The 24,062-nt window shown below is 42.0% G+C and carries 25 protein-coding genes and 2 pseudogenes; 5 read left to right on the top strand and 22 right to left on the bottom strand.

What is annotated here, in order from left to right; genetic code table 11:
* Nucleotides 1-530: 530 nt before the first annotated feature.
* The 3 genes from HC723_RS04080 to HC723_RS04090 all read right to left on the bottom strand — a co-directional run bounded on the left by HC723_RS04080 (nt 531) and on the right by HC723_RS04090 (nt 3,075).
* On the bottom strand, nt 531-1,367 hold the full coding sequence (locus HC723_RS04080; protein ID WP_153447162.1) for a CvfB family protein: 837 nt from the start codon (nt 1,365-1,367) through the stop codon (nt 531-533).
* 149 nt (nt 1,368-1,516) lie between these two features.
* Nucleotides 1,517-1,996: a PaaI family thioesterase gene (locus tag HC723_RS04085; RefSeq protein ID WP_190338296.1), complete on the bottom strand. Its 480-nt coding sequence runs from the start codon at nt 1,994-1,996 to the stop codon at nt 1,517-1,519.
* 170 nt (nt 1,997-2,166) lie between these two features.
* On the bottom strand, nt 2,167-3,075 hold the full coding sequence (locus HC723_RS04090; protein WP_190338297.1) for a putative PEP-binding protein: 909 nt from the start codon (nt 3,073-3,075) through the stop codon (nt 2,167-2,169).
* Nucleotides 3,076-3,279: 204 nt separating this feature from the next.
* Here HC723_RS04090 and HC723_RS04095 point away from each other — a divergent pair, with 204 nt between their 5' ends.
* A complete protein-coding gene (locus tag HC723_RS04095; RefSeq protein ID WP_190338298.1) occupies nt 3,280-4,341 on the top strand; it encodes a 3-deoxy-7-phosphoheptulonate synthase in 1,062 nt (353 codons plus the stop codon).
* Nucleotides 4,342-4,401: 60 nt separating this feature from the next.
* Nucleotides 4,402-4,884 carry a YajQ family cyclic di-GMP-binding protein gene (locus HC723_RS04100; RefSeq protein ID WP_153447166.1) on the top strand — a complete coding sequence of 161 codons (483 nt, stop codon included), beginning with the start codon at nt 4,402-4,404 and terminating at the stop codon, nt 4,882-4,884.
* Nucleotides 4,885-5,031: 147 nt separating this feature from the next.
* Here HC723_RS04100 and HC723_RS04105 read toward each other — a convergent pair whose 3' ends face one another.
* The 7 genes from HC723_RS04105 to HC723_RS04135 all read right to left on the bottom strand — a co-directional run bounded on the left by HC723_RS04105 (nt 5,032) and on the right by HC723_RS04135 (nt 11,564).
* A complete protein-coding gene (locus HC723_RS04105; RefSeq protein WP_190338299.1) occupies nt 5,032-6,492 on the bottom strand; it encodes a bifunctional 2-methylcitrate dehydratase/aconitate hydratase in 1,461 nt (486 codons plus the stop codon).
* 73 nt (nt 6,493-6,565) lie between these two features.
* Nucleotides 6,566-7,768, bottom strand: a complete 1,203-nt coding sequence (gene prpC, locus HC723_RS04110; RefSeq protein WP_190338300.1) for a bifunctional 2-methylcitrate synthase/citrate synthase — start codon at nt 7,766-7,768, stop codon at nt 6,566-6,568.
* 102 nt (nt 7,769-7,870) lie between these two features.
* Nucleotides 7,871-8,737, bottom strand: a complete 867-nt coding sequence (gene prpB / locus HC723_RS04115) for a methylisocitrate lyase (RefSeq protein ID WP_190338301.1) — start codon at nt 8,735-8,737, stop codon at nt 7,871-7,873.
* 214 nt (nt 8,738-8,951) lie between these two features.
* Nucleotides 8,952-9,647, bottom strand: coding sequence for a GntR family transcriptional regulator (locus HC723_RS04120; protein ID WP_190338302.1), 696 nt, complete (start codon nt 9,645-9,647; stop codon nt 8,952-8,954).
* A 208-nt stretch (nt 9,648-9,855) separates the two neighbouring features.
* Nucleotides 9,856-10,554 (bottom strand): hypothetical protein, encoded by a 699-nt coding sequence (locus tag HC723_RS04125; RefSeq protein WP_190338303.1) that lies wholly within the window; start codon nt 10,552-10,554, stop codon nt 9,856-9,858.
* Between the two features lie 72 nt (nt 10,555-10,626).
* On the bottom strand, nt 10,627-10,785 hold the full coding sequence (locus HC723_RS04130) for a hypothetical protein (RefSeq protein WP_178306453.1): 159 nt from the start codon (nt 10,783-10,785) through the stop codon (nt 10,627-10,629).
* A gap of 137 nt (nt 10,786-10,922) precedes the next feature.
* The gene (locus HC723_RS04135; RefSeq protein WP_190338304.1) at nt 10,923-11,564 is read right to left on the bottom strand and encodes a LysE family translocator; all 642 of its coding nucleotides are present in this window, start codon (nt 11,562-11,564) and stop codon (nt 10,923-10,925) included.
* A gap of 214 nt (nt 11,565-11,778) precedes the next feature.
* Here HC723_RS04135 and HC723_RS04140 point away from each other — a divergent pair, with 214 nt between their 5' ends.
* Both HC723_RS04140 and HC723_RS04145 read left to right on the top strand, forming a co-directional pair.
* Nucleotides 11,779-13,284: a carboxypeptidase M32 gene (locus HC723_RS04140; protein WP_190338305.1), complete on the top strand. Its 1,506-nt coding sequence runs from the start codon at nt 11,779-11,781 to the stop codon at nt 13,282-13,284.
* 14 nt (nt 13,285-13,298) lie between these two features.
* Entirely contained in the window at nt 13,299-13,793 is a 495-nt protein-coding gene (locus HC723_RS04145; protein WP_153447174.1) for a peptidylprolyl isomerase, read from the top strand.
* A 46-nt stretch (nt 13,794-13,839) separates the two neighbouring features.
* Here HC723_RS04145 and HC723_RS04150 read toward each other — a convergent pair whose 3' ends face one another.
* The 9 genes and pseudogenes from HC723_RS04150 to HC723_RS04190 form a co-directional block, all read right to left on the bottom strand.
* The gene (locus HC723_RS04150) at nt 13,840-14,265 is read right to left on the bottom strand and encodes a GFA family protein (RefSeq protein WP_203218748.1); all 426 of its coding nucleotides are present in this window, start codon (nt 14,263-14,265) and stop codon (nt 13,840-13,842) included.
* Between the two features lie 34 nt (nt 14,266-14,299).
* Nucleotides 14,300-14,662 (bottom strand): MmcQ/YjbR family DNA-binding protein, encoded by a 363-nt coding sequence (locus HC723_RS04155; RefSeq protein WP_190338307.1) that lies wholly within the window; start codon nt 14,660-14,662, stop codon nt 14,300-14,302.
* 36 nt (nt 14,663-14,698) lie between these two features.
* Nucleotides 14,699-15,052 carry a YkgJ family cysteine cluster protein gene (locus HC723_RS04160; protein WP_190338308.1) on the bottom strand — a complete coding sequence of 118 codons (354 nt, stop codon included), beginning with the start codon at nt 15,050-15,052 and terminating at the stop codon, nt 14,699-14,701.
* Nucleotides 15,053-15,206: 154 nt separating this feature from the next.
* Entirely contained in the window at nt 15,207-15,455 is a 249-nt protein-coding gene (locus HC723_RS04165; protein ID WP_153447178.1) for a DUF3297 family protein, read from the bottom strand.
* A gap of 508 nt (nt 15,456-15,963) precedes the next feature.
* A pseudogene (locus tag HC723_RS04170) lies at nt 15,964-16,038 on the bottom strand (VOC family protein); the annotation flags it as partial.
* A gap of 70 nt (nt 16,039-16,108) precedes the next feature.
* Nucleotides 16,109-16,399 (bottom strand): YkgJ family cysteine cluster protein, encoded by a 291-nt coding sequence (locus tag HC723_RS04175; RefSeq protein WP_153447179.1) that lies wholly within the window; start codon nt 16,397-16,399, stop codon nt 16,109-16,111.
* A gap of 188 nt (nt 16,400-16,587) precedes the next feature.
* Nucleotides 16,588-17,079, bottom strand: coding sequence for an outer membrane beta-barrel protein (locus HC723_RS04180; RefSeq protein ID WP_190338309.1), 492 nt, complete (start codon nt 17,077-17,079; stop codon nt 16,588-16,590).
* Nucleotides 17,080-17,208: 129 nt separating this feature from the next.
* Nucleotides 17,209-21,231, bottom strand: coding sequence for an ATP-dependent RNA helicase HrpA (gene hrpA, locus HC723_RS04185; protein ID WP_190338310.1), 4,023 nt, complete (start codon nt 21,229-21,231; stop codon nt 17,209-17,211).
* Between the two features lie 154 nt (nt 21,232-21,385).
* Nucleotides 21,386-22,075: a sulfite exporter TauE/SafE family protein gene (locus tag HC723_RS04190; protein WP_190338345.1), complete on the bottom strand. Its 690-nt coding sequence runs from the start codon at nt 22,073-22,075 to the stop codon at nt 21,386-21,388.
* Nucleotides 22,076-22,316: 241 nt separating this feature from the next.
* Here HC723_RS04190 and HC723_RS04195 point away from each other — a divergent pair, with 241 nt between their 5' ends.
* Nucleotides 22,317-22,766 (top strand): tellurite resistance TerB family protein, encoded by a 450-nt coding sequence (locus HC723_RS04195; RefSeq protein ID WP_190338311.1) that lies wholly within the window; start codon nt 22,317-22,319, stop codon nt 22,764-22,766.
* A gap of 79 nt (nt 22,767-22,845) precedes the next feature.
* On the opposite strand, the pseudogene HC723_RS04200 reads toward HC723_RS04195, so the two are convergent.
* The 3 genes and pseudogenes from HC723_RS04200 to HC723_RS04210 form a co-directional block, all read right to left on the bottom strand.
* Nucleotides 22,846-23,153: pseudogene (locus HC723_RS04200) on the bottom strand (type II toxin-antitoxin system RelE/ParE family toxin).
* Nucleotides 23,141-23,398 (bottom strand): type II toxin-antitoxin system Phd/YefM family antitoxin, encoded by a 258-nt coding sequence (locus HC723_RS04205; protein ID WP_190338312.1) that lies wholly within the window; start codon nt 23,396-23,398, stop codon nt 23,141-23,143. The pseudogene HC723_RS04200 and the gene HC723_RS04205 overlap by 13 nt, the downstream one beginning before the upstream one ends.
* 173 nt (nt 23,399-23,571) lie before the next feature.
* Entirely contained in the window at nt 23,572-24,018 is a 447-nt protein-coding gene (locus HC723_RS04210; protein WP_190338313.1) for a GNAT family N-acetyltransferase, read from the bottom strand.
* Nucleotides 24,019-24,062: the final 44 nt, after the last annotated feature.

Genomic DNA, 24,062 nt, shown 5'->3' on the forward strand with positions numbered 1-24,062 from the left:
TTTGACATGAATTAAGTTCAAAAAATGAATGCGCTTCCATGCAACCATTTGATACTAATAGAATTATCAATTCCAGGCATAATTTATTCGCCTTTCAAAAGAGACGCTATGAACTGGAATGGCTACAATTTAGGATAAAGTTCCCCTCCCTGCCAAATTTTTTTATTAAAAAGTGTCATAAAAGTGACCACTAACTAATAAAACATCGTGCATAACCGGTGAATGGCACATATTGCGATCAATTAATTAACAATTTAGCTACCTGTTTATTTTTGTCACGAATTAATTGATTTAAGGTCAATATCAATGTTTGAGTAAGATATGGATGATTATTTAGGAGCTAGTTAACAATCCATCCTATCGTAGGAGCTTTATTGCACTGGATAAGATTGTTTATAATTCAAATAATTTACAATGCGAATAATGAAACTAAGTAATTATACTCAGTGTATTTCTCAATTTTTAGGCACAAAAAAACCTCCGAAGAGGCTTTTGTACAAGAACGTCAATGCTTAACTCTGCACTTGAGATTAATCGTTCAAGTAGATACCATCTTTTTCGATACGAATTTTACCGTCTTTATACAAACCGCCGATGGTCTTTTTAAAGGTGCCTTTACTGGTTCTGAATACGGTAAAGATCGCTTCTGGGGTCGACTTATCACTTAATGGTAGGAAGCCGCCTTTGGTTTGTAGCACATGCATCACCTTTTCACTCAGGTCATCCATTTTTGCTACACCAATTTTTTGCAACGATAAGTTAATGCGGCCATCTTCTCGGATCGCTTTGATATAGCCTTTTAATCGCTTACCAACAAATAACTTACCAAACACATCCGATTTAAAGATCACGCCCCAATGCTCGCCATGAATAATGGCTTTAAAACCAAGGTCGGTACGTTCGGCAATCAACAATTCAACTTGCTGATTAATCTCATAATTGGCGGGTGTTTTATCTAACAGCTTATTGAATTTAGTGGTACCTACAATGCGGCCCGATGCCGAATCCGAATAGACATACACCAGAATATTTTGTTCTTCGTTTAGAGGTACACGCTGGTTACTAAATGGGATCAACAAATCTTTTTTATCAATTCCCCAATCAACAAATGCGCCAATATTATTAACCCCGACCACATGCATCATGCCCCATTGCCCTACTTGAGCGATCGGAGTTTCTGTGGTGGCTGACAATTGATTATCTGAATCAAAATACAACATCACATCGACATCACTACCCACCTCAATACCATCGGGTGCGAACTTGTTTGGCAGTAATACTGAACCGAAATCATCGGCATCAAGGAAGTAACCAAAATCGGTTTTTTTAGTGACATTAAGGGTGTTGATTTGACCAATATTAATCATGGAGGCTCTTTTTGTTTTTACGGATAGTGATAATGTCGCCCTTTATGCTCATACTGAAATAAAGGGCGACTAAAAATGACCATCCAATTATACGTGATTTACTCATGATTACGTAAAGTAAATCCGATTATTTTATCTTGTTAACCTTTCTAGTTTGCCGCTAGTGCCTTTACCGACAAAGTCAGCTCAAAAATAGCTACGGGATCCTCCCCATTTAAGCTAGGACACAGCGCGGTAATGGTGACAGGTTGATTAACTCGCACCCCCGTTTTCACTGTTTCGGATAACATTTGATCAATCAGTTTGCCGTCGTGACACACAAACACCACGTCATCTTCTGGCCGAGCTAAAAACTCAGCTTTCACTGCTTTAAATGCGAGTGAGATTTTTTGCCCCATCTGCTCAGATTTACTAATGGCTAAAAAGCCCCCTGCGGCATCTGCGCCCACCGCCAATGCGCCAAAATACATACTATTAAGATGATTTTTAGTCGGTTTATTTAACGGGATTTTTATTTCAACCGTTTCTTGGGTGATCTTAATGATCTCAGGTTTGCAATAGCCGATCATCGGCACAAGTTGCTCTCCAAAATAACTAAGATGCTGATTTGCGGTTGTTAGAATATCCATTTCTATCCCTCTTATTTTTATTCGATTTAAGATCTCACCATGTCGGACCAGTTAACGTTTAATTAACATCCAAGTCAACGGACAAAGTTCTAAGTTGTTAAGCGCATAAAAAAACCGACCTAATAAATGGTCGGTTTGTGATAGCGCTTTCATTCAAATTGGAACGGTATTTATAAACCGGCCAGCACTTGCAAGCTTTCATGCTCGAGTAAAACATCTCGAATTTTAGGGTATTGGGCTAATTTCTGGCAATACACCACACAAGGTTTATTGGCTTGTTGAGCCGATTTTAACGCCTGATGGATCAATATCACCACAGCTTCATGCTCTGGGTTAAATAATGACCCTAATGCCGCACTGGTTTGATCTGCGCCAATGGTTAATTGAGTCAGATTATTGGTATTAACCACCATGCCATCAAAATATTGCAATAAGCGATCAGCCAATAAAACAGACGCGGGTGCATCACAACAAAACAATACTTTTAAGCCATTTAATCCGCGAGGTAGACCTTGTACGGCAAGACGGTCGATAATAGTTGCGGCATCACTTAACGCTCGAACAAAGGGCACCACAATGTCAATATCCAGTCCCTTTTCTCTCAACTGTTTGATAACCCGACATTCGAGTTCAAAAGAGTGGGTATGCTGATTCGATGCAAAACGTGCGACTCCGCGCAAACCAATGGCAGGGTTAACTTCTTGATCTTCAATCTGACCACCTAATAAAGCGCTATAACGGTGGCTGTCGGTATCGGATAAACAAATTCGTATATCTTGATGCGAAGGTTGGATCGCCGAGTTGATCACCTTGACTAAGGTTTCGACAAAATGCTTATCAATGACATCGGCGCTTAATGTGTCTTCACCCACGATAGCAGACAGTTGCGCTTTGTCTGATACGCTTAACGTCTCAAGCTGTAAACCAATTTCAGGATGATAACCAATACGCTCGCAAATCAAATCACTCAACGACACAAATAAATGCTGTGCGTCTGGCAGAACGCTATCGGCGTGAGATGACAATACATCACCCAACTGTAAATTATTTGGGATCTTCCCATCGTTTGTTTGAGACATAACTACTCCATTAAATACATCTGTATATAAAGAAAATACTGATCAAACCATCACAAAACAAGCGAAAAAATCAATAGATTGGAGTAAATAGAAAAAAATAGCCTGAATTCACTCATTCTTATGGAGAAAAACCTGATTGGACGTTTATTCCCTTGGCCATTTCCGTTATCTTTAGCGGGTGTATTTTATCAATAAGACAGTCGAATGACACAAGTACAAACAGACGAACTAAGAACTCTAGCACTCGGCCCAATGCCGACCCCATTAGAATTAACTCAAGCACACCCATTGTGCGACTCTGTTGCCGAGCATATCGATCATTCTCGCCGTCAGATCGAAGCGATCCTTGCGGGGAATGACCCTCGTTTATTAGTGGTCGTGGGCCCATGCTCAGTACACGACACTGAAGCTGCACTGGATTACGCGCAACGCTTAAATGAGCTGCAAGCACAATATAAAGATCAATTGTTGATTGTCATGCGTACCTATTTTGAAAAGCCACGCACTATCATTGGCTGGAAAGGTTTAATTTCTGATCCCAATCTTGATGGCAGTTACGCTTTAGAAGCGGGTTTAAATAAAGCGCGTAAATTGCTATTGGATATCAATACTCTTGGCCTTGCTACCGCGACTGAATTTTTAGATATGGTCACCGGTCAATATATCTCTGATTTGATATCTTGGGGAGCCATTGGCGCTCGCACGACTGAATCGCAAATTCACCGTGAAATGGCCTCAGCGTTATCTTGCCCTGTTGGGTTTAAAAACGGTACTAACGGTAATGTGAAAATTTCAACCGATGCCATTCGCGCCGCGCAATCCTCACATTATTTTTGCTCACCCGATAAAAATGGTCGTATGACAGTTTACCGCACCGCGGGCAACCCACATGGTCATGCCATTTTACGCGGAGGTGATACCGGCCCTAACTTTGATGCCGAGTCGGTAGCACAAGCTTGTCAGCAATTGGCCGATGTTGAATTAACGCCGCGTTTGATTGTCGATTTTAGCCATGCCAACTGTCAAAAACAGCATCGTAAACAATTGGATGTTGCCCAAGATATTTGCCAACAAATTGAAAGTGGTTCGACTTACATTGCCGGTATTATGGCGGAAAGCTTTATTAAAGAAGGCAATCAACCAATGACGGATCTCGATAACCTCACTTATGGTCAATCGATTACCGATCCATGCTTAAGCTGGGATGACACGGTAACCATGTTAGATATGCTCGCCGCTTCAATCAAAAAGACAGTTGTAAAATAACCAACCTATACCCAAAGTAAAACCGGTATAGCAACCAACAAATTAAGAAAGGATAAACCCATGCCTTCATTTGATATTATTTCTGAAGTAGATAGCGTTGAAGTACGTAACGCTGCGGAAAACGCCAACCGTGAACTTGATACTCGCTTTGATTTTCGTAATGTAGAAGCAAAATTTGAGTTTAAAAACGACATCGTGAAGCTTTCTGCTGAAAACGATTACCAACTGGGTCAGATGATGACTATGTTGCGCGGTCAATTGGCGAAGCGTGGTGTCGATGCTAATGCGGTCGATTTAAAAAAAGCAGAACAGACCGGTAAAATGCACACTCAAGAAGCCAGTTTTAAACAAGGCATCGAAACCGATGTAGCCAAGAAAGTGGTTAAGCTTATCAAAGAAGCGAAGCTTAAAGTTCAAGCGTCAATCCAAGGTGACAAAGTACGGGTAACGGGCAAAAAACGTGATGATTTGCAACAAGCTATGAGCGCGATTCGCCAGTCGGAACTAGAGCAACCTTTCCAGTTTAATAACTTTAAAGATTAAGCTTTCTAGTTAACATTTACGGACCTAAAAAGCCTGACTTCATTTTATTTTGAAGTCAGGCTTTTTTTATCTCTATGCTCAATATTGATAGATCTTTAAACTTGTTGAATTAGATTGCTTCAACTAAAAACAAAAACCTGTCACAGGCTAACACGCCACAAATAAATCCATAAATTCATTCACTGGCATGGCTTCTAATGTTTTCTGATCGGTACACGCTTCTACAATCTGTTGCGCTTTACTTGGTACAAAACGGGTTTTGAGGTTGCGCTCAAACTTACTTTCAAGCACAGGGATCCCCTCTTCACGGCGACGACGGTGGCCAATAGGATACTCAACTTCAATCTTATCGGTAGAGGTACCATCTTTAAAGAACACTTGTAGCGCATTGGCAATTGAGCGCTTGTCAGGATCAAGGTAATCGGTGGTGTATTGGCTATTTTCTTGGATCACCATTTTATCGCGTAATACATCAATACGATGATCGGCTTGATGGAAGCTATCTTCATAATGCTCTTCCTCTAAATCACCATGGATTAATGGCACCGCGATCATATATTGCAAACAATGGTCACGATCAGCTGGGTTGGCCAAATCGCCAGTTTTTGAAATGATCCGCACTGCCGATTCATGGGTGGTGACTTCGATTCGTGCGATATCATCAAAACGATCTTTGACGCTATTATGCAATGTTACCGCACATTCAACCGCGGTTTGTGCATGGAATTCGGCTGGGAACGATAACTTAAATAAAATATTATCCATCACATAGCTCTCAAAGCCTTGGCTCATCTTAAACGCTTCACCGTTAAACAATACATCGTTAAAGCCCCAAGTTGGTGCGGATAATACCGAGGGTAACCCCATTTCGCCTTTCATGGTGATCATGGCTAAACGCACAGCGCGCGAGGTGGCATCCCCTGCTGCCCACGATTTACGCGAACCCGCATTTGGCGCATGACGATATGTACGCAACGCACATCCATCAACCCAAGCTTGTGATACCGCATCAACAATTTGATCACGACTGCCGCCAAGTATTTTAGTAACGACCGCCGTTGAAGCCACCCGCACCAGTAATACATGATCAAGTCCTACGCGGTTGTAGCTATTTTCCAGAGCTAATACTCCTTGAATTTCATGGGCTTTGATCATCGCCACCAGCACATCTTTCATGTTTAGTGGCGCTTTGCCTTGAGAAACCGCCACTCGGCTTAAATAATCAGCGGTGGCTAAAATGCCGCCTAAGTTATCTGAAGGATGCCCCCATTCTGCCGCCAGCCAAGTGTCATTAAAATCTAACCAACGGATCATACAGCCAATATTAAACGCACCGGCCACCGGATCAAGCTCATAAGCGGTACCTGGTACTTTTACCCCATTACGCACTGTTGTGCCGGGTACAATTGGGCCTAAATGCTTAGTACAGTCAGGAAATTTTAATGCCAGTAAGCCGCAACCTAGTGTATCGATTAAGCAATTGCGCGCGGTGTTTAAAGTTTCGGGTGAAGTGATTTCTGCCTCTGTTACATAATCGGCAATTTGCAGTAATAACGCATCCGGTTGTGGGCGATGGTTGACTTCAGCTTGATTGATTTGATTTGTCATTATGTTGAATTCCTTTCGATTTTTTAACTGTGATATGCGTAAGCTCGATTTTTATAAATAATCTCGAAAACCGTTATGGCCGTTGCTCTATTGGCAACCATTGTTGATGCTCTGGGCCTACATAATCGGCACTTGGGCGAATAATTCGGTTATTAGCACGCTGTTCAAACACATGCGCCGCCCAACCAGTTAAGCGACTCATTACAAATATTGGAGTGAATAGCTTGGTTGGAATATCTAAGAAGTGATACGCAGAGGCATGGAAGAAATCGGCATTACAAAACAGGTTTTTCTCCCGCTTCATCACTGCTTCAACTCTTTCAGATACCGCATACAAATGGCTATCTCCAACCGATTCCGATAACACTTTTGACCAATGCTTGATCAATGCATTACGCGGATCCGATTCACGATAAATCGCGTGACCAAAGCCCATCACTTTTTCTTTATTCGCCAACATGTTCATCAATTCATGCTCGGCTTGCTGAGTTGAATGCCATTGCTCGATCATCGCCATCACTGCTTCATTCGCCCCGCCATGTAACGGCCCACGCAAAGTGCCAATTGCGGCGGTAATACAAGAATGAATGTCCGATAAAGTAGATGCGCACACTCGCGCGGTAAAGGTCGAGGCATTAAATTCATGCTCGGCGTATAGCACCAATGAACAATGCATCACTTGACGTTGTAATTCGGTGCTAGGTTTATCGGTCAGCATTTTAAGAAAATAACCACCAATACTGTCTTCAGTTTGATCATCCGTTTCAATACGAACACCGTCATGGCTAAAGCGATACCAATAACAAATGATGGCTGGAAATAACGCTAACATTCGCTCGGTAGCATCTAATTGCTGCGAAAAATCCTCTTCCATTTCAAGATTACCCAATATAGAACAACCAGTGCGCATCACATCCATTGAGTGAGCATTCGCTGGGATCAACTCTAATGCCGCAATTAACGCTTGAGGTAAACCGCGCAATGATTTGAGTTGTTGAAGATAGCTTTCAAGCTCAAGACTATTTGGAAGGTGACCGCGTAACAATAAATGCGCCACTTCTTCAAACTGAGCATGCTGAGCCAGATCGGTAATATCATAACCGCGATAAGTTAAACCGGTCCCTGTTTTCCCCACGGTACATAAGGCTGTTTGCCCAGCACTTTGGCCGCGTAAACCGGCTCCAGATAAAGCCGTTTTGCTTGACTGTGTGTTTTGTTGTATTGGATCGGAAGCCGCGAGCGATTCTTGAAAATTTGAAACGTTAGCAGTAGACATACAAACATCCTTTTAGCGTTATTGGTTCAAAGTATGACAGTGAAGATCTTTGCCTTCTGTTTATCGTCATTGTTGTTGTTATTTTTTCATTTCTTTAATACATTACGATTTAAACAGTTGATCTAATTTATCTTCATAATGATGGTAGTTAAGGTATTGGTATAGTTCGTCGCGAGTTTGCATTTTCTCAAGCACTGCGCTTTGATCGCCATTTTGGCTGATTGACTGATAGACAGTTTCAGCCGCTTGATTCATGGCTCGAAAAGCACTTAATGGATATAACACCATTTCAACCCCATGCTCGCCTAACTCTTGTTGATTAAATAAAGGGGTTTGGCCGAATTCGGTAATGTTGGCTAAGATCGGCACCTTTACTGCGCGGGAAAATTGCTGATATTGTTCTAACGTTAAAATTGCTTCAGGAAAAATCATATCTGCTCCGGCTTCAACACAAGCCACCGCACGCTCAATTGCTGCGTCCATCCCTTCAACGGCTAGCGCATCGGTACGCGCCATGATCACAAACTGAGGATCAATACGCGCATCGACCGCTGACTTAATTCGGTCAACCATTTCAGCCTGTGACACAATCGCTTTATTCGGACGATGTCCACAACGTTTTTGCGCCACTTGATCTTCAATATGAACCGCAGCCACACCCCCTTTTTCCATCGCTTTAATGGTTCTGGCAATTGAGAATGTGCCCCCAAAACCGGTATCGATATCCACCAGCAAAGGCAAATCACAGGCATTAGTAATACGTTCGGCGTCAATTAACACATCGTTTAAGGTGGTGACACCCAAATCTGGCAGTCCATAAGAGGCATTCGCCACCCCCGCGCCAGACAGATAAATGGCTTGGTGCCCTGCTTGTTTGGCCATCATGGCGCTGTAGGCATTGATGGCTCCAACAATCGCTAATGGTTGAGCTTGCTTGACTGCCGCTCGAAATTTTGCACCTTGACTCATAATGTTTCCCTTATTAATTAGTAGATGTGCCGCTGTTAATCGTTGTGCCGTGTATATTGACGCTAACGCGAATAAGATATATACCCGTCTTACTTGAAGCTGCAGCTTTGTTGGCTGCGCTAACTCACCCCAATCACTTAGGCAGCTAAGCTCATGGGGCTTCGTTTACTTGCCGCCTCACTGCTACTTCAATTACTTTGGGTATAAACGGATGTTATTGCTCAAGTTGCGCTTCTATTATCTTGCGGCTGGCGGCAATATGACGTCGCATTAACATCTCAGCCAACTCTTCATCTTTATTTCGCAGTGCTTGTAAAATGAAGTAATGCTCATCTAATGCGCGTTTCGGCCGCGCAGTTCGAGTGGCTGACTGCAAACGATACATACGAACAAGATGATAAAGCTCACCGCATAACATATTGATTAATTGTTTATTTTTACTGGCAAGAATAATTTGATAATGGAAATCAAAGTCGCCATTTTGTTGGAAGTAGGTTTCGCCATCGACTTGCTCAATATGTTCGGCATGTGCTTCTAATACTTGCTTAAGCTGCTGCCAAGTTTCTTCTGTCATAAAACGCGCCGCTAATCGCGCCGCCATGCCTTCTAACGCTTCACGCACTTGATACAACTCAATCAATTTTTCTGGCGTCAGTGTGATCACTCGAGCGCCAACATGGGGAATACGTTCAATAAGCCCTAATCCCTCGACTCGCATAATGGCTTCACGCAACGGGCCTCGACTGACTTGTAAGCGTCGCGCCACTTCTGGCTCTGAAATTTTGTATCCTTGAGCAATGGTGCCATCAACAATATTTTCAATCAGGTATTCCGTTAGGCTAAATGATTTGGTTTCATCTTTTTCACCCGTTTCATTAGGGCGTATTGCATCAGGGGTTGGCATATTCATTTAACTACTCTATCTATTGTTTGAATGACCGTTATAAATTCAATGACTGTCAACAATCTATCGGATTAACCCCTTTATATGTTACGAAACAGTTAATATCAATCTGTTATTGTTGACAATGCGATAACAATCACTAATTTTTCGCATAAAAAAACACCAGCCGCATGACTGGTGTTTATTGGTTATTAGCATCGTTCTTGGTGAAGAATTACTCTTTTATGCTAGGCGCTGCTTCTGGTTTGACCCCCAACTTCTTGATCAATGCATTGAGTTCATCTAATTGTTTCTGCTTGTTATTCAAGCTATTAGTCAATTTTATAGTTTGCTCTTTGGCTAACTTTTCTTTGGCACAAGAATCTGATTTAGGATCCCAACTGGTACCATCTTTAAATAACTTACATTGTTCAGTGAAGTTTTTAGTCTGGGCGATTAACTTCTCACGAGTTGTCGACAATTTCGTAATATCAGTTTGTAGCGCGCCTTGTTTAACAAACAATTCATGTGACTGCTCGTACATATCCGATTGCAGTTCTGTGGTTTTGGCTAATTCTTTATTTTCTGTTTTTAGCACTACTGCTTTTTTCTTTTGCACCACTAAGGTTTTTTCAACCTTTTGTTGTGTTTGCTTTAGTTTTTCTAATTCAGCCGTTAAGTCTGCTATCTTTTGCTTATCATCTTTACTTTCCGATTTATAGGTTTGAAACGCTTCCACTTCTTTTGATAGATCCGCTTGCAAATCTTGGGCTTTTTGTTGCCATTGCTTTACTTGTTGCAACTGTTTTTGTTGAACTTGTTGGTTTTGTTGTAAAGACGCATCTTGGGTTGAAGATACAATAGAATATGTCACTGCCGAGCCGACTATCACACCCAACAGGCCTACCAAACTAATGTGTTTTTTATTGATCATTGCCGACACCGTACATCCTATCTATTGATTACTTACATATTCAGTAAAAATAACAATACTCAAACTTGAACATTATCGAATTAATTCACTTATCACCACAATGGAGATATACACCCCAAAGCAGCCTAATAAGCCGTAAATGATCCACTGCTGCACTTTCGCATTAGCACGATAGCGGATCAATAAATACGCAAGAGCAGCAAAAACAGCGATAAAAATAAGTCTGATCATGGTTACCCCTCTTACTTAATTATTATGAAGTGTTGGTATAACATGCTGATAGTATTATTACTTTATCTCAACGCAAGTTTTTCAGATTGTTTGCTTTTTTGTTCACATTTTACGCTTTTATTTTTACTTCAACTTAATTATTGGCTATCTAACGCAAGCTTTATCCCTAATGATACCAGCACCACCCCAGTCACGCCTTCCATCCATTTCATCGCCGATGAGTTTTGTACCCAATTTTTAGCTGAATGGATCATAGTGGCAATTCCACATTGCCATACCATCGCGATCACAAAGTGGATCGATGCCATTAATAATGATTGTAGCAGTGGAGAGTATTCTGGATTGATAAACTGCGGTAAAAAAGCGAGATAAAACACCGCTGTTTTCGGGTTCAATACGTTGGACAATAACCCTTCGCGGAACGAACGCTTGATACTGGCGCTTTGTTTGATAGTGACATTTCCAATCTCAAGCTTGCCTTGCCCTTTCCAAACACCAATCAAACTGGTGATACCTAAATACACCAAATAAGCCGCGCCAATCCATTTCATAATATGAAACAGTTGCGCCGATTGCAGCAAAATAGCCGAGATCCCAATCGCCGATAACGTCGCATGCACAAACAAGCCACAACAGATACCTAAGCTGGTTATGCAACCATGCACACTGCCGTTACGAGTAGTGTTACGAATAACGATGGCGGTATCTAAACCTGGGGTTAACGTCAATATGGTGATAGTAACTAAAAATGCACTGGCATTGATGATGCAGAGATCCATGAAGATGTCACGTCCTTTAAGTTGAATATTGAAAAAGTTGTGGGATGAATAAGTTTTATATCAGCCTGCAAGAGAGATTGAAATCTTTTTTAACTGAATCATCAATAACATTTCAACAAAGATACATAGCGGTTCGACTGCCGCTTCGCTAAGATACGCAGAGACAATAGAATAACGAAACCGTCAATGTCATTTCCGAGACTATAGGGATATTATGAGCCATTATCAAAAACTGGTGCAACACACTCTCAAGATCGCAAATTTTAACCATTTAGCCGCTATTTCTGGCTGGGATCAAGCTGCCGTTATGCCAAGTGGTGGCAATCAAGCTCGCTCGAACGCGATGGCAGAACTTTCGGTGCTATTGCATCAACTCAATACCGAGCCGCAGCTTGGTGACTGGTTTGCCCAAGCCGAGCAAGAAAACTTAAATCACCGCGAGCAAGCCAGTTTGCGTGAAATGAAACAACGCTGGCAACAAGCCACTATACTGCCGCAAGATCTGGTGCAAGCGAAATCACTGGCAGGTTCAAAGTGTGAACACGCTTGGCGCACTCAACGTAAAAATAATGATTGGCAAGGTTATGCTAAAAACTGGCAGCAAGTGGTCAATCTTTCACAACAAGAAGCGCAGATCCGCGCTGAAGCCAATAACAGTAATAACCAAGGTACAAACTGCACACCTTATGATGCGATGCTGTCTTTGTATGAACCTGGCACCACCACTCAATCGTTAGATGTAGTATTTAACAATGTCAAAACTTGGTTGCCAAACTTGATTGATAGCGTGATTGACCAACAAGCACAGCAAACGATCATTCAACCGCAAGGACCATTTTCGACTGCCAAGCAAAAAGAGCTCGGCTTAGAGATCATGACATTGTTACAGTTCGATTTTAATCACGGGCGATTAGATGAAAGCGTGCATCCATTTTGCGGTGGTGTACCAACAGATGTCCGCATTACCACTCGTTATGATGAAGCCGATTTTATGCAAGCCTTAATGGGGGTGGTACATGAAACTGGTCATGCGCGATATGAGCAAGGTTTGCCAAAACAATTTGCCGGACTGCCCGTTGGTGAAGCCCGTTCAATGGGGATCCACGAATCTCAATCGCTATTTTTTGAAATGCAGCTAGGCCGCAGCCCTGAATTTATTCAACATCTATCCAATATGGCGGCATCGTCGTTCAGTGGTCACAACGATGCAGCCTTTAGTCAACAGAACTTCCAAAAGCTCTACACTCGGGTAGAAAAAGGCTTTATTCGAGTCGATGCCGATGAACTGACCTATCCTGCTCATGTGATCTTACGCTATGAGATTGAGCGTGACTTAATCAATGGTAAAATCGGCTACCAAGACATCCCTGAATTATGGGATCAAAAAATGCAAGACTACCTTGGCATTAGCACCAAAGACAATTATCAAAACGGTTGTATGCAGGATATTCACTGGACCGATGGCGCATTTGGTTACTTCCCGTCATACACTCTTGGCGCCATGTACGCGGCGCAATTTATGGCCAGCATGAAACAAAGCGTCGATGTGAGCGCCGCGATCCAATCCAGCAACCTGGCCCCTATCTTTAATTGGTTGGAAAGTAATATTTGGAGCCAAGGAAGTTTGTATAATACTGATGATTTAGTGACGAAAGCGACCGGTGAGGTACTCAATGCCGAGCACTTTAAACGACATTTAGAAACGCGCTATTTACGATAACTAGGATAAATAATATGATCACTTTCTCAACCAATTTCGGCGAGATTGAAATTGAATTAAACCGTGCGAAAGCACCCGTCAGTGCGCGTAATTTCTTACAGTATTGTCAGGATGGCTTTTACGATGGCACTATTTTTCACCGAGTGATTGATGGTTTTATGATCCAAGGTGGCGGTTTCACACCGGATATGCAAGAAAAGACCACTCGCGATCCGATCACCAATGAAGCCAATCGTGGCCTGAAAAATGTGATTGGCAGTATTGCGATGGCAAGAACCGAAGCGCCGCATTCTGCTACTGCGCAGTTTTTTATCAATTTAGATAATAACGACTTCTTAGATCACACCGCCACCACCAATTTAGGTTGGGGTTATGCGGTATTTGGGCAAGTCAGTGCCGGAATGGAAGTGGTAAACGCGATCGCTAAAGCGAAAACCACCAGTCAACGAGAGCATGATGATGTGCCATGTGAGCCCATCATCATACAAAAAGTGACGGTTCAGCTTTAGTTTTAGTTTTAGTTTTAGTTTTAAGCTTAGAGTTCGTTTCTAGCCATTAAGAAATCGACGCAAAATACGCTTCAATCTGTGCTTGCGTCATTTCTTGAGTTTGATTTGAAAAACAATAGTACTCTGGGCGTTGGTCGCTGAAATATTGCATCGTCATAGCCAGGTTTTCAATATCGGAAAATAACCCAACTGGCATATTATAGCTTTTCGTTTTATTGAAACGATAAAAAAGATGGGTGCCACATTGGCGGCAAAAGCCTCGGGTTGCCCACGCTGATGATGCGTATTGTTGAATATTGTCAGCACCCTCAAACTTAACCTCAGTGCCACATTGAACCGCAAGCAATGGTCCGCCGCCCCACGTTCGGCACATATTGCAATGGCATACGGTAAACTTAGGATCAAGCTCGCTAACCTCGACTTTCACTGCGCCACATAAACATTGTCCTACATTGTTATTCAAATCTGACATTTTCATTTTATCCTTAAAGTATGTACCTAGTGGCTTATTGATTAAGACCGAGTTCTTGTTGTATCCGCTTGGTTAAACCCAGAGACACTAAGCGATATGATTCTGTAATGTAATATTTTAGTTCTTCGTCTAACTCGCCGGTGGTATCGGTTTGTTGTATCCACTTCATACCGCGACTAGCAAAATATGGCGCAGGTCGATAACCTTCATGATCACGCAAAAATAGAAAGTTTTGCTCGGACGTTTTAAAAGTATAAGCCGGATTATCATCTGACCCCCACCCGCCAATCGCAAACACTTTTCCGCCTACTTTCCAAACATGGGCATTATGCCATTGCATCACATAGGTGGTTGCTGCCAACGATCCACAAAACTGATTGAATTTATTGTCATCCATACACTTTGATTCCATGTTTAATGATAACTCAGTAAATCACACTAAAACTTGACGAGTATTCTTGATGTAATGATGGATCTGCCGTTCGGTTTTTGGATCGATCATTTCATCGGGTCGGCAATTATTTGGGCATGCCATTCTCGGTGTCGTGCCAAATAATCGGCAGATCAACGGGCGCTCTTCATACACCGTACAACCATTCGGGCCTAAATGAACACAATTATAGTCATCTAATGCGGCATCATGTTCGGCATCCGTTTTCACCGGCAGACGAGACATTTCTTCAGAAGACGTTGTCACCGGACCACAGCAGTCGTGACAACCGGGTTTACACTCAAACGATGGAATACGTTCACGCAAATACGCAATCACTTCTCGGTTGTTATTCATAAGGCTTACCTTTTTCGTTTGTATTCTATTTGCTTATTTCGCCTAATTGTACGCTGCTGACGTATAAGTATAGTCATCGATTTTAGCGCAACAAAAAAGGAGCTAAATTTCTCTAGCTCCTTTGGGTAACCATTAACGATTTAAGCAATACGGTTTACTTATAAAAAGCTTCAACCGTGCCTTTTAGTGTTATCAACATTGGTTGACCACGACGATCAAGCGCTTTAGGTGAAGGGATTTTAACCCAACCTTCACTAATGCAATATTCTTCAACATCGAAACGCTCTTTACCATTAAGTGTAATACCAATGATATGCTCGAAGCATTCAGCCACATGGTGTGGGCTGCGTGGATTACCAGAAAGATGATCAGGTAAAGCTGGTTGTGATGTAGTGTCGTTCATGTTCGTGACCTGTGTAAGATAGAAAGTGCGTCATTGTAGTCAATATCAGCCTTACGCTCAAGGAATGTATCCGTCTCTGACAGACTTAAGCGGCAGTTTTGTGGATTGTTAGCGGCCTCACTTAAACGCCATTGACGCACACTTATCATTCTTATAAAAAATTAATTCTGTGCAAAGCACTTATCGTTGTCAGATTACACCGGCTTTAATTTACAAAACACCACCAGTATCAAGGTTATCGTTATTACTCCCATAAGTAGCAACAGAGCCGTGATGAAATACCACTGGATTGCATAATTTAAAACTAGATATTGGTACAATTGAGAACCCGCAATACCAAGTATCACTGAAAAGATAATAGTACGATTGCTAAGTTGAGATACCCCTTTACAGCTTGGGCACTTATATGGCGTCCATCTTGTTATCAAGAGCAGTTTAATTGGATTACAACGCTTTTTACAATGTGGGCAGTTTATCATTCTAACGTCCTGTTTAGAAAAAATGCTCTTTATTTAATGCTTTCCGACCATACAGCAAACTCATTGCCACTAGGCTCGGTAAAATGGAAACGACAACCGCCGGGATCATGCTGATCCATAGTCTCTCCTTTTTGATCTGATTATCACGGCAATGACGGATGTTAATTGACACGGTTAGAGCATTAACTTTCGCTCATTAAGACATTCATGTGAGCCCATTTCGAATTCACGACAAATCCATGGACGGTTTTCATAAATAGTGCACATGTAATTATCTCGATCCATTGCCGAGCACCAACCATCATCTAAGCGTAGCATGGTTTCACCGCCCCATTGATCATAAGCAATATGCTCTTCAGGCACGCCAGTGTCGGTAATGATCATGACTTCTAATCGGCAGCAACAGGCTTGGCAATTAGAACAAGCAACTTGGTCATCTGGAATATTTTTAACATTGATGGTCATGATTCACTTCATTTTTAAATTCGATTTGTATCCCTCTATATTACGCTAAAAACCAATCTTTAACGTAAAAGTCTCTTTTATGGGCAAAAAAAAGCGCCACCCTAAAGTCGCGCTTTGATTGTTTCTTTTGACCAACAAGTTTTATAACCAACTCATTTGATCGCCAGTCCGCTTATAAGTCAGTTAACTTATAAGAAATGGAAAGTGGCACTAACGGTATAGGTGTTGGCTTTAAATTTATCGAAACCAAAACTGTTGTAAGCCGCACCTATTGATAATGAACCACCAGGAATACTATCAAATATTGTGTATTCGATACCCGCACCATACATCATGTCGTAGCCGTCATCATTGCCAAGCATTCCACCACTGATATCGTATTTATTGGCACCAAGTTTGCCATAAAACTCAAATGGCCCAAGATTAATACTCGGTTTAATGCCAAGATAAAGTGCACTTAAATCGGAACCTTGAGCTTCACCCAAATCCCAATAACCAGCCTCTACCCCAATGAAAGGAAGAATACCAGTACCGACATTTAAACCGTATACGTTATGGTTGTCTGCACCATTTTGGGTGTAATTAGCCACACCATAGTTTGCCCCCGCGTATAACCAAGAATCAGCAGAAGCTGAGGTGGCAACCGTTGCAAGAGCTAAGGCTAATAATGTTCTTTTCATATCGATTCCTTCGAAATTTATGCGAGCTGCCTCGCGCTTTGTTATTTTCACATATAATTCAGGACTTACTTATTGAAATCAAGTAAAAACACCAACAATTACATTACTTTTACTTTTATCCCTTTAAACTTAACAAGCATCAATGGCAATTTTAACCCGTTTATCGGACACCGGATACGGCGTGCCGAGCTGTTGGGCAAAGAAACTGACTCGTAACTCTTCGAGCATCCAGCGAATTTCTTTAACGTTCTCAGGGACTTCTACCCCTTTCGGGATCTTGCTTAATAGCTGTTTATAATCTTTTACTGCCGATTCGACTTTTAACATATGCAAGCGATCTCGGTTTGGATCGATCGGCAGTTTTTCCATCCTACGTTCTATTGCTTTCATATAACGCAAAATATCCGGCAGACGCTTCCAACCGCATTCGGTGGCAAAACCTTTAAAAATGAGCCCTTCCACTTGCGCTTTAATATCAGATAACGCAAACGCCATAGTGAAATCCACTTTACCTTTGAGCTTTTTATTAATACTAAATGCGGTGGTTAAAATGGTTTCAACTTGTTCGGCAATATCTACCACGGTATCGCCCAGTTCAGCTCTAACATGTTCTTTTAAAGCTTCGAATTGCTCTGGTTGCCACACCAAACCACCTTTTTGTTCGATCAGCTTATCAATACCACAGGCAATGCAATCATCAATCAAATCCAGCACTCGGCCATAAGGGTTAAAGTACAAACCCAATTTCGATTTATTCGGCAAGTTACTGTGCAGATATTTAATGGGTGATGGCACATTAAGCAAAATAAGGCGGCGCTGTCCTGCCTTCATTGCTTGTTGTTGCTCTTGTTCAGTTTCAAACAGTTTGATCTCGACACTGTCTTTGCTGTCCACCAGCGCTGGGTACGCTTTGACTTCAAAGCCACCGCGTTTTTGCTGATAAACCGTTGGCAGCTCACCAAAACTCCAAGTATGTAAGCCTTGCTGCTCGATATCGTCATCGGCAACTTTGGATAAAGTCTGCTGTACTTTCTCTTTAAGACTTTCTTTTAGTTCATATAAATCAGAATGTTCTTTCAATTTACGCTTACGGTGATCGACCGCGCGGAACGTCACTTTTAGATGATCAGGAATTTGTTCTAACTGCCAGTTTTCTCGTTTGATCTCAACACCAGTAATACGGCGCAATTCTTTTTCTAACGCATCTAACAGTGGTAATTCCATTGCCTTTTCTTGAGATGACACCCTTGATAGAAAAGCATCGGCATAGTTTGGTGCTGGCACAAAGTTACGGCGTAGCGTTTTTGGTAGCGACTTAATCAAGCTCACCACTAACTCATGTCGTAGCCCTGGGATCTGCCAATCAAAACCTTCTTGGCTAATCTGATTTAAGATCGGCAATGGGATATGCACGGTGACACCATCCCGATCTTGATCAATAGCCGCTTGCCCTGGTTCAAATTGATAGCTTAATTTAAGCTTTAAACCATTTTGATGCCAAAAGTTCGGATAATCGAGATCGGTCACATGACTGGCATCATTTCTAAACAGCATCGCTTTTTCAAAATTCAGCAGTTCAGCTTCGGTTTGACGCGCCTTCTTCCACCACGCATCAAAATGACGACCGGACACCACTTCGGTATCCACTCGCTGATCGTAAAAATCAAACAACTCGTCATCATCGACCAAAATATCGCGGCGACGAGATTTATGTTCAAGCTCTTCAACTTCTTTTAATAACTGACGGTTTTGTTTGAAGAAATGATGTTTGGTTTCCCAATCACCTTCCACTAATGCGCTACGAATGAAAATTTCTCGACATAACGTGGGATCAATCGGGCCATAATTAATGGTGCGTTTTGGCACGATTGGAATGCCGTACAACATCACTTTCTCATGCGCCATCACCGCAGCTTGTTTCTTCGACCAATGCGGCTCGCTGTAACTGCGTTTGATTAAATGCGGCGCCAGTGGTTCAATCCATTCTGGTTGGATTTTGGCAATGATCCGTCCCCAAAGTTTGGAGGTTTCAACCAGCTCTGCCGACATGATCCATTTGGGTTGTTTCTTAAATAAGCCAGAAGCTGGGAATATATGAAAACGAGCATTACGCGCGCCTTGATATTCGCTCTTTTCTGCATCTTTCATACCAATATGCGATAACAAGCCCACCAATAAAGCGCTGTGGACCGCTTCGTAATTAGCTGGTTCGCTATTTAACTTGGTGTCCATTTCACGCATCGCTTGATGGATTTGGAAATACACATCCTGCCATTCACGCACTCGTAGATAGTTAAGGTAATCTTGCTTACATTGCTTGCGGAACTGATTACTCGATAGCGCTTGTTGCTGCTCTTTAAGGTAGTCCCACACATTGACAAAGGTTAAGAAGTCGGAATCTTCATGGAAGAAACGTTTATGCTTTTCATCTGAAGCTTGTTGCTTATCCGATGGGCGTTCACGCGGATCTTGGATAGACAACGCCGCCGCAATGATCATCACTTCTTTTAAGCAATTGTATTTCACCGCTTCTAGCACCATACGAGCTAAACGAGGATCAATCGGCAAGCGCGCCAATTTTCGCCCCGTTGCGGTTAACCGTTTTTTAGGATCGCTCGAATTGGGGTTAATTGCGCCCAACTCTTCCAGTAAACGTACCCCATCTTGAATATTGCGTTTATCGGGCGCTTCTACAAATGGGAAGGCATCAATATCGCCTAACCCCAATGAGGTCATCTGCAAAATAACCGAAGCTAAGTTGGTGCGAATAATTTCAGGATCGGTAAATTCATCACGCGTATTGAAATCGTCTTCCGAATACAGGCGAATACAAATACCATCACTGACACGCCCACAACGCCCTTTACGCTGATTGGCGCTGGCTTGTGAGATCGCCTCGATTGGCAGACGTTGTACCTTGGTGCGATAACTATAACGACTGATACGCGCGGTACCCGGATCGATCACATATTTGATCCCAGGAACCGTCAGCGAGGTTTCGGCCACGTTAGTCGCCAGTACAATACGGCGACCAGTATGGGATTGGAAAATCTTGTTTTGCTCGGCTGAAGATAAACGCGCATACAGCGGCACGACTTCGGTATCACGCATGCTGCGATTGCCAACCGCGCGTTTGGTTAAGGCGTCGGCGGTATCACGAATTTCACGCTCACCATTCATAAAGATCAGAATGTCGCCCAAACCTGGTTCGTCACACAATTCATCGACCGCTTGGAATATGCCTTCTAGCTGGTCGTGATCTTCTCTCTTTTCATCAGAGCCAGCGTCATCTGGATTAAGCGGACGGTAACGAACATCCACCGGATAAGTACGGCCTGACACTTCAATGATTGGCGCTTGATTAAAATGGTTCGAAAAGCGTTCTGGATCGATGGTTGCCGAGGTGATGATAATTTTAAGATCAGGGCGTTTTGGCAATAATTCTTTCAAATAGCCCATAATAAAATCGATGTTAAGGCTACGTTCGTGCGCTTCATCGATAATTATGGTGTCGTATTGGTTTAAAAATCGGTCGTGCTGAATTTCCGCCAGTAAAATACCGTCGGTCATTAATTTGATTTGAGTGTTATCGGAGATCTGATCGTTAAAGCGAACTTTATAGCCGACATATTCACCCAATGGCGTTTGCATTTCTTCGGCAATACGATTGGCAACCGAGCGCGCCGCTAATCGACGTGGCTGAGTGTGACCAATTAAACCAGTGCGACCTCGGCCAAGCTCACTACAAATTTTAGGGATTTGAGTGGTTTTACCCGAGCCCGTCTCACCGGCAATGATCACCACTTGGTTATTGGCGATCGCATCGGCGATATCATCACGCTTTTGGCTGACTGGCAGAATATCTGGGTATTCGATATGCGGTTTTTGTAAACTGCGATTTTGCACTACCATCATCGACTTGGCGATATCCATCGCGATTTCATCAAACACTTTGGCTTTTGCGTCTGGATTTTTAATCTTGTTAGCACCGTGAATACGCTTACTTAAACGAAAACGATCGCGGATCATGCAGTCTTTCAGTGCGCAGCGCAGACTATGTGCGCTATTCCCTTGTTGGGAAGACGTGCCTTTCTGTGAAGATGGGCTTTGCAGAGAAGAAGAATTTGGTTGATGAGGCTGAGACTGGGTCAAAGCAATTCCTATTGAGACTTAAAAGTTTGAAAGCACGTAACAACATCGCCCTATCGATTCAATCAAATGAATCGATAGATTGTGGCTTTAAAAGCGAAGGATATTGGAACGGAAATTAGAGCTATGATAACACAGCCCTAAATCGATAAGAAAGTTAAGATAAGCCGCGAACAATCGCCGTAACACCGCTAGTCAAACAAATCACTAAGGTAAAAATACGGATCCATTCTTTCGACACATATTTCACCACCACTTGCGCGGCTACATAACCCAGCCAACCCATTGGTAATAAAGGTAGTGTCATGATCACATGTTGCCAATGAAAACTTCCAACAAAATAAAGCACAAATAAAGAGATAAATGAACTCAGCACAAAGAATGCCGCCAAGTTACCCCGTAACGATGAAGCGTCTTGGTGTTGTAAAATCAGCGCCATTGGCGGGCCACCAATACTCGAACTGGTACCCATAAAGCCTGAACAGAAACCTGCTATCGCCATACGGTTTTCAGTGGGTTCAAAACGTATCGGCAATAAACTGATCAATACCGCCAGTAATACCATTCCGCCCAACCATAACGACAATATTGAGCTGGACACATACAACAGCAATATTCCACCGGCAATAGAGCCTGGAATTCGACCGTAAATCGCCATTTTTAAACCACCGATGGCAATGCTATTGCGGTATTTATACGCGTTAAATATCGAGTTAAAGAAAGCGACAATGATAACCGGAGCAGGAACGTATTCAGGAGAAACGAGAAATAATAATGGCGCAGCAACCACGGCTAAACCAAAACCAATCGCACTTTGTACAAACGCGCCAAGGAAGATGATCGCCATTGCGATCAATACGGTGCTGTTAAAATCGAACATGTTAACTCAAAAGGTAATGTTAAAAATGCATGATAAACCAGAGTAAGTCATTGTATACATACCTAGATCAAAATAATTCTACTGAATGGTGATAAAAAATGAGTCATAAATTTCATCTTAAATATCAATTTATTTGTTTATAAACTTGAACTTTATGAGCAAAAAACTAACTATACCTTTAGTTCCTTTAAATAAATTGAAGATTGTTATGTTTAAATCTATAAAAACTCTATTTAATCAACTTGTTGAAGAATCTGCTTACGCTTCAAACACCACGGGTAACAGTGAATTGGCGATGGCGGCGTTGTTATGCCAAGTCTCTCAAGCCGATCATTTGGTCGATGAACAAGAAATTATCGCCCAAACTAATATGTTAATGAAGTTAACTGGCAGCAGCGAAAGTGAAGCCCAAGAACTGCTAAGCCAAGCCAGCATTCGCTCTGAGCATTCCGCTTCGGTCTATGATTTTACCGACCAACTGCGAGATTTAGATCAATCACAACGCTTTGAATTAATCCAAGCCATGTGGCAAGTGGCTTATGCTGATGGTTACCTTGACCCGATAGAAGAAGCGGTGATCCGACGCGTTGCTGAACTGCTTTACGTCAACCATAATGAGTTTATCCGCGCTAAATTATCGGTTGCTCCCTCACCTTAACTTGACGTGATTTGAATATGAAAAAATAAAAAGAGGTGTCGGCTGCGCGACACCTATCCTTATTTGTTAGCCACTTATATCAGCGTTTATCATAGCCTAGCATGTATTTTCTAAGATCTCGTTCTTCACGCATAACAAACAAGATAAAGACATCCCCCTTTTCTATCTTGTAGAAAACTCGGCAGGGATTTATCACAACTTTTCGGTAAGAGAGGTGGGTTAATTCTGGTGGAATACGCCCGACTCTGGAAAAACCTCTAACCTCTCTACTGAATGGAACACTGCCTGTATAAGCATTTTAGCTGCGATAACATTATCGAGTGCAATGTACTCGGCGATATTATTAAGGTCAAAAAGTGCAGGTTCTGTCCACGTTATTTTAGCCATTTTGACATTTTGTCCTTGGCTTGCTCATGCGTGAATTTCTGACTACTTGCAAGAGCTTTTTCACCACGAGCTATCCCTTCAAGGATAGATAGACGATTTTGCATAAATTCAAAATCATCAACATCAACAAGATAAGCTGAAGGTTTTCCATGTTCAGTGATCAAAACAGGTTCTTTTGTCAGGTGAAGATCAGCTAAAATTTTTGTCGCTTGACGCTTAAGTGATGTAACAAGTTCAACTTTCATGAAAATTACCAGTCAACAAATTTAAAGTGGTACTATTCTATCACTCTAGGCTATGCAAATATTTTTTGTGGCTAACGTCTCATTAAGAGGCAAAAAATAGTTGGTTAAAATAAGCGACGAAGGAGCAAAAACCAACTGTTTTTTGTCCTTTTGAATGACTTGTTATACGCGAATTAACACGGAACTCTATAGTAAACATTATCTGAATCTACTATGAAATTCATAGATTTATAAAGACTTCTAGCAGTAGTGTTTTTTAACTTAGTCTTTAGCTCTATGCGGATTGCATTAGTCTCTTTTGCAAACTCTTGAACCCTTTGAATTAATGCTTTCGAAACACCTTTCCCTCTATAACTACTAGCAACACCTAAGTCGTTTAATATCCATAAGCGCTGTAACGCAAGGCTTGAGTAACAAGGGTATAAATTAACGAATCCCATAACACTATTTATTTCAGAATCGATGGCTACAAATATGGTAGATTCACCATTACTGATTAATTTTGTTAAGAATGCTTTAGTTTCATTTTGGCTGCGCTCAAAGCCACAAAATTGGCGATACTCTTCAAAAATATCAACGAGCGATTCCAAGTGATCTTCAGTACATTTTACGATATGCATACTACGATTCCATTAGCGTATAACGCCCGCTTAAGCGAACGGAA

The organism is Vibrio sp. S11_S32 (genome assembly GCF_014694465.1).
Classification (GTDB): Bacteria; Pseudomonadota; Gammaproteobacteria; order Enterobacterales; family Vibrionaceae; genus Vibrio; species Vibrio algicola.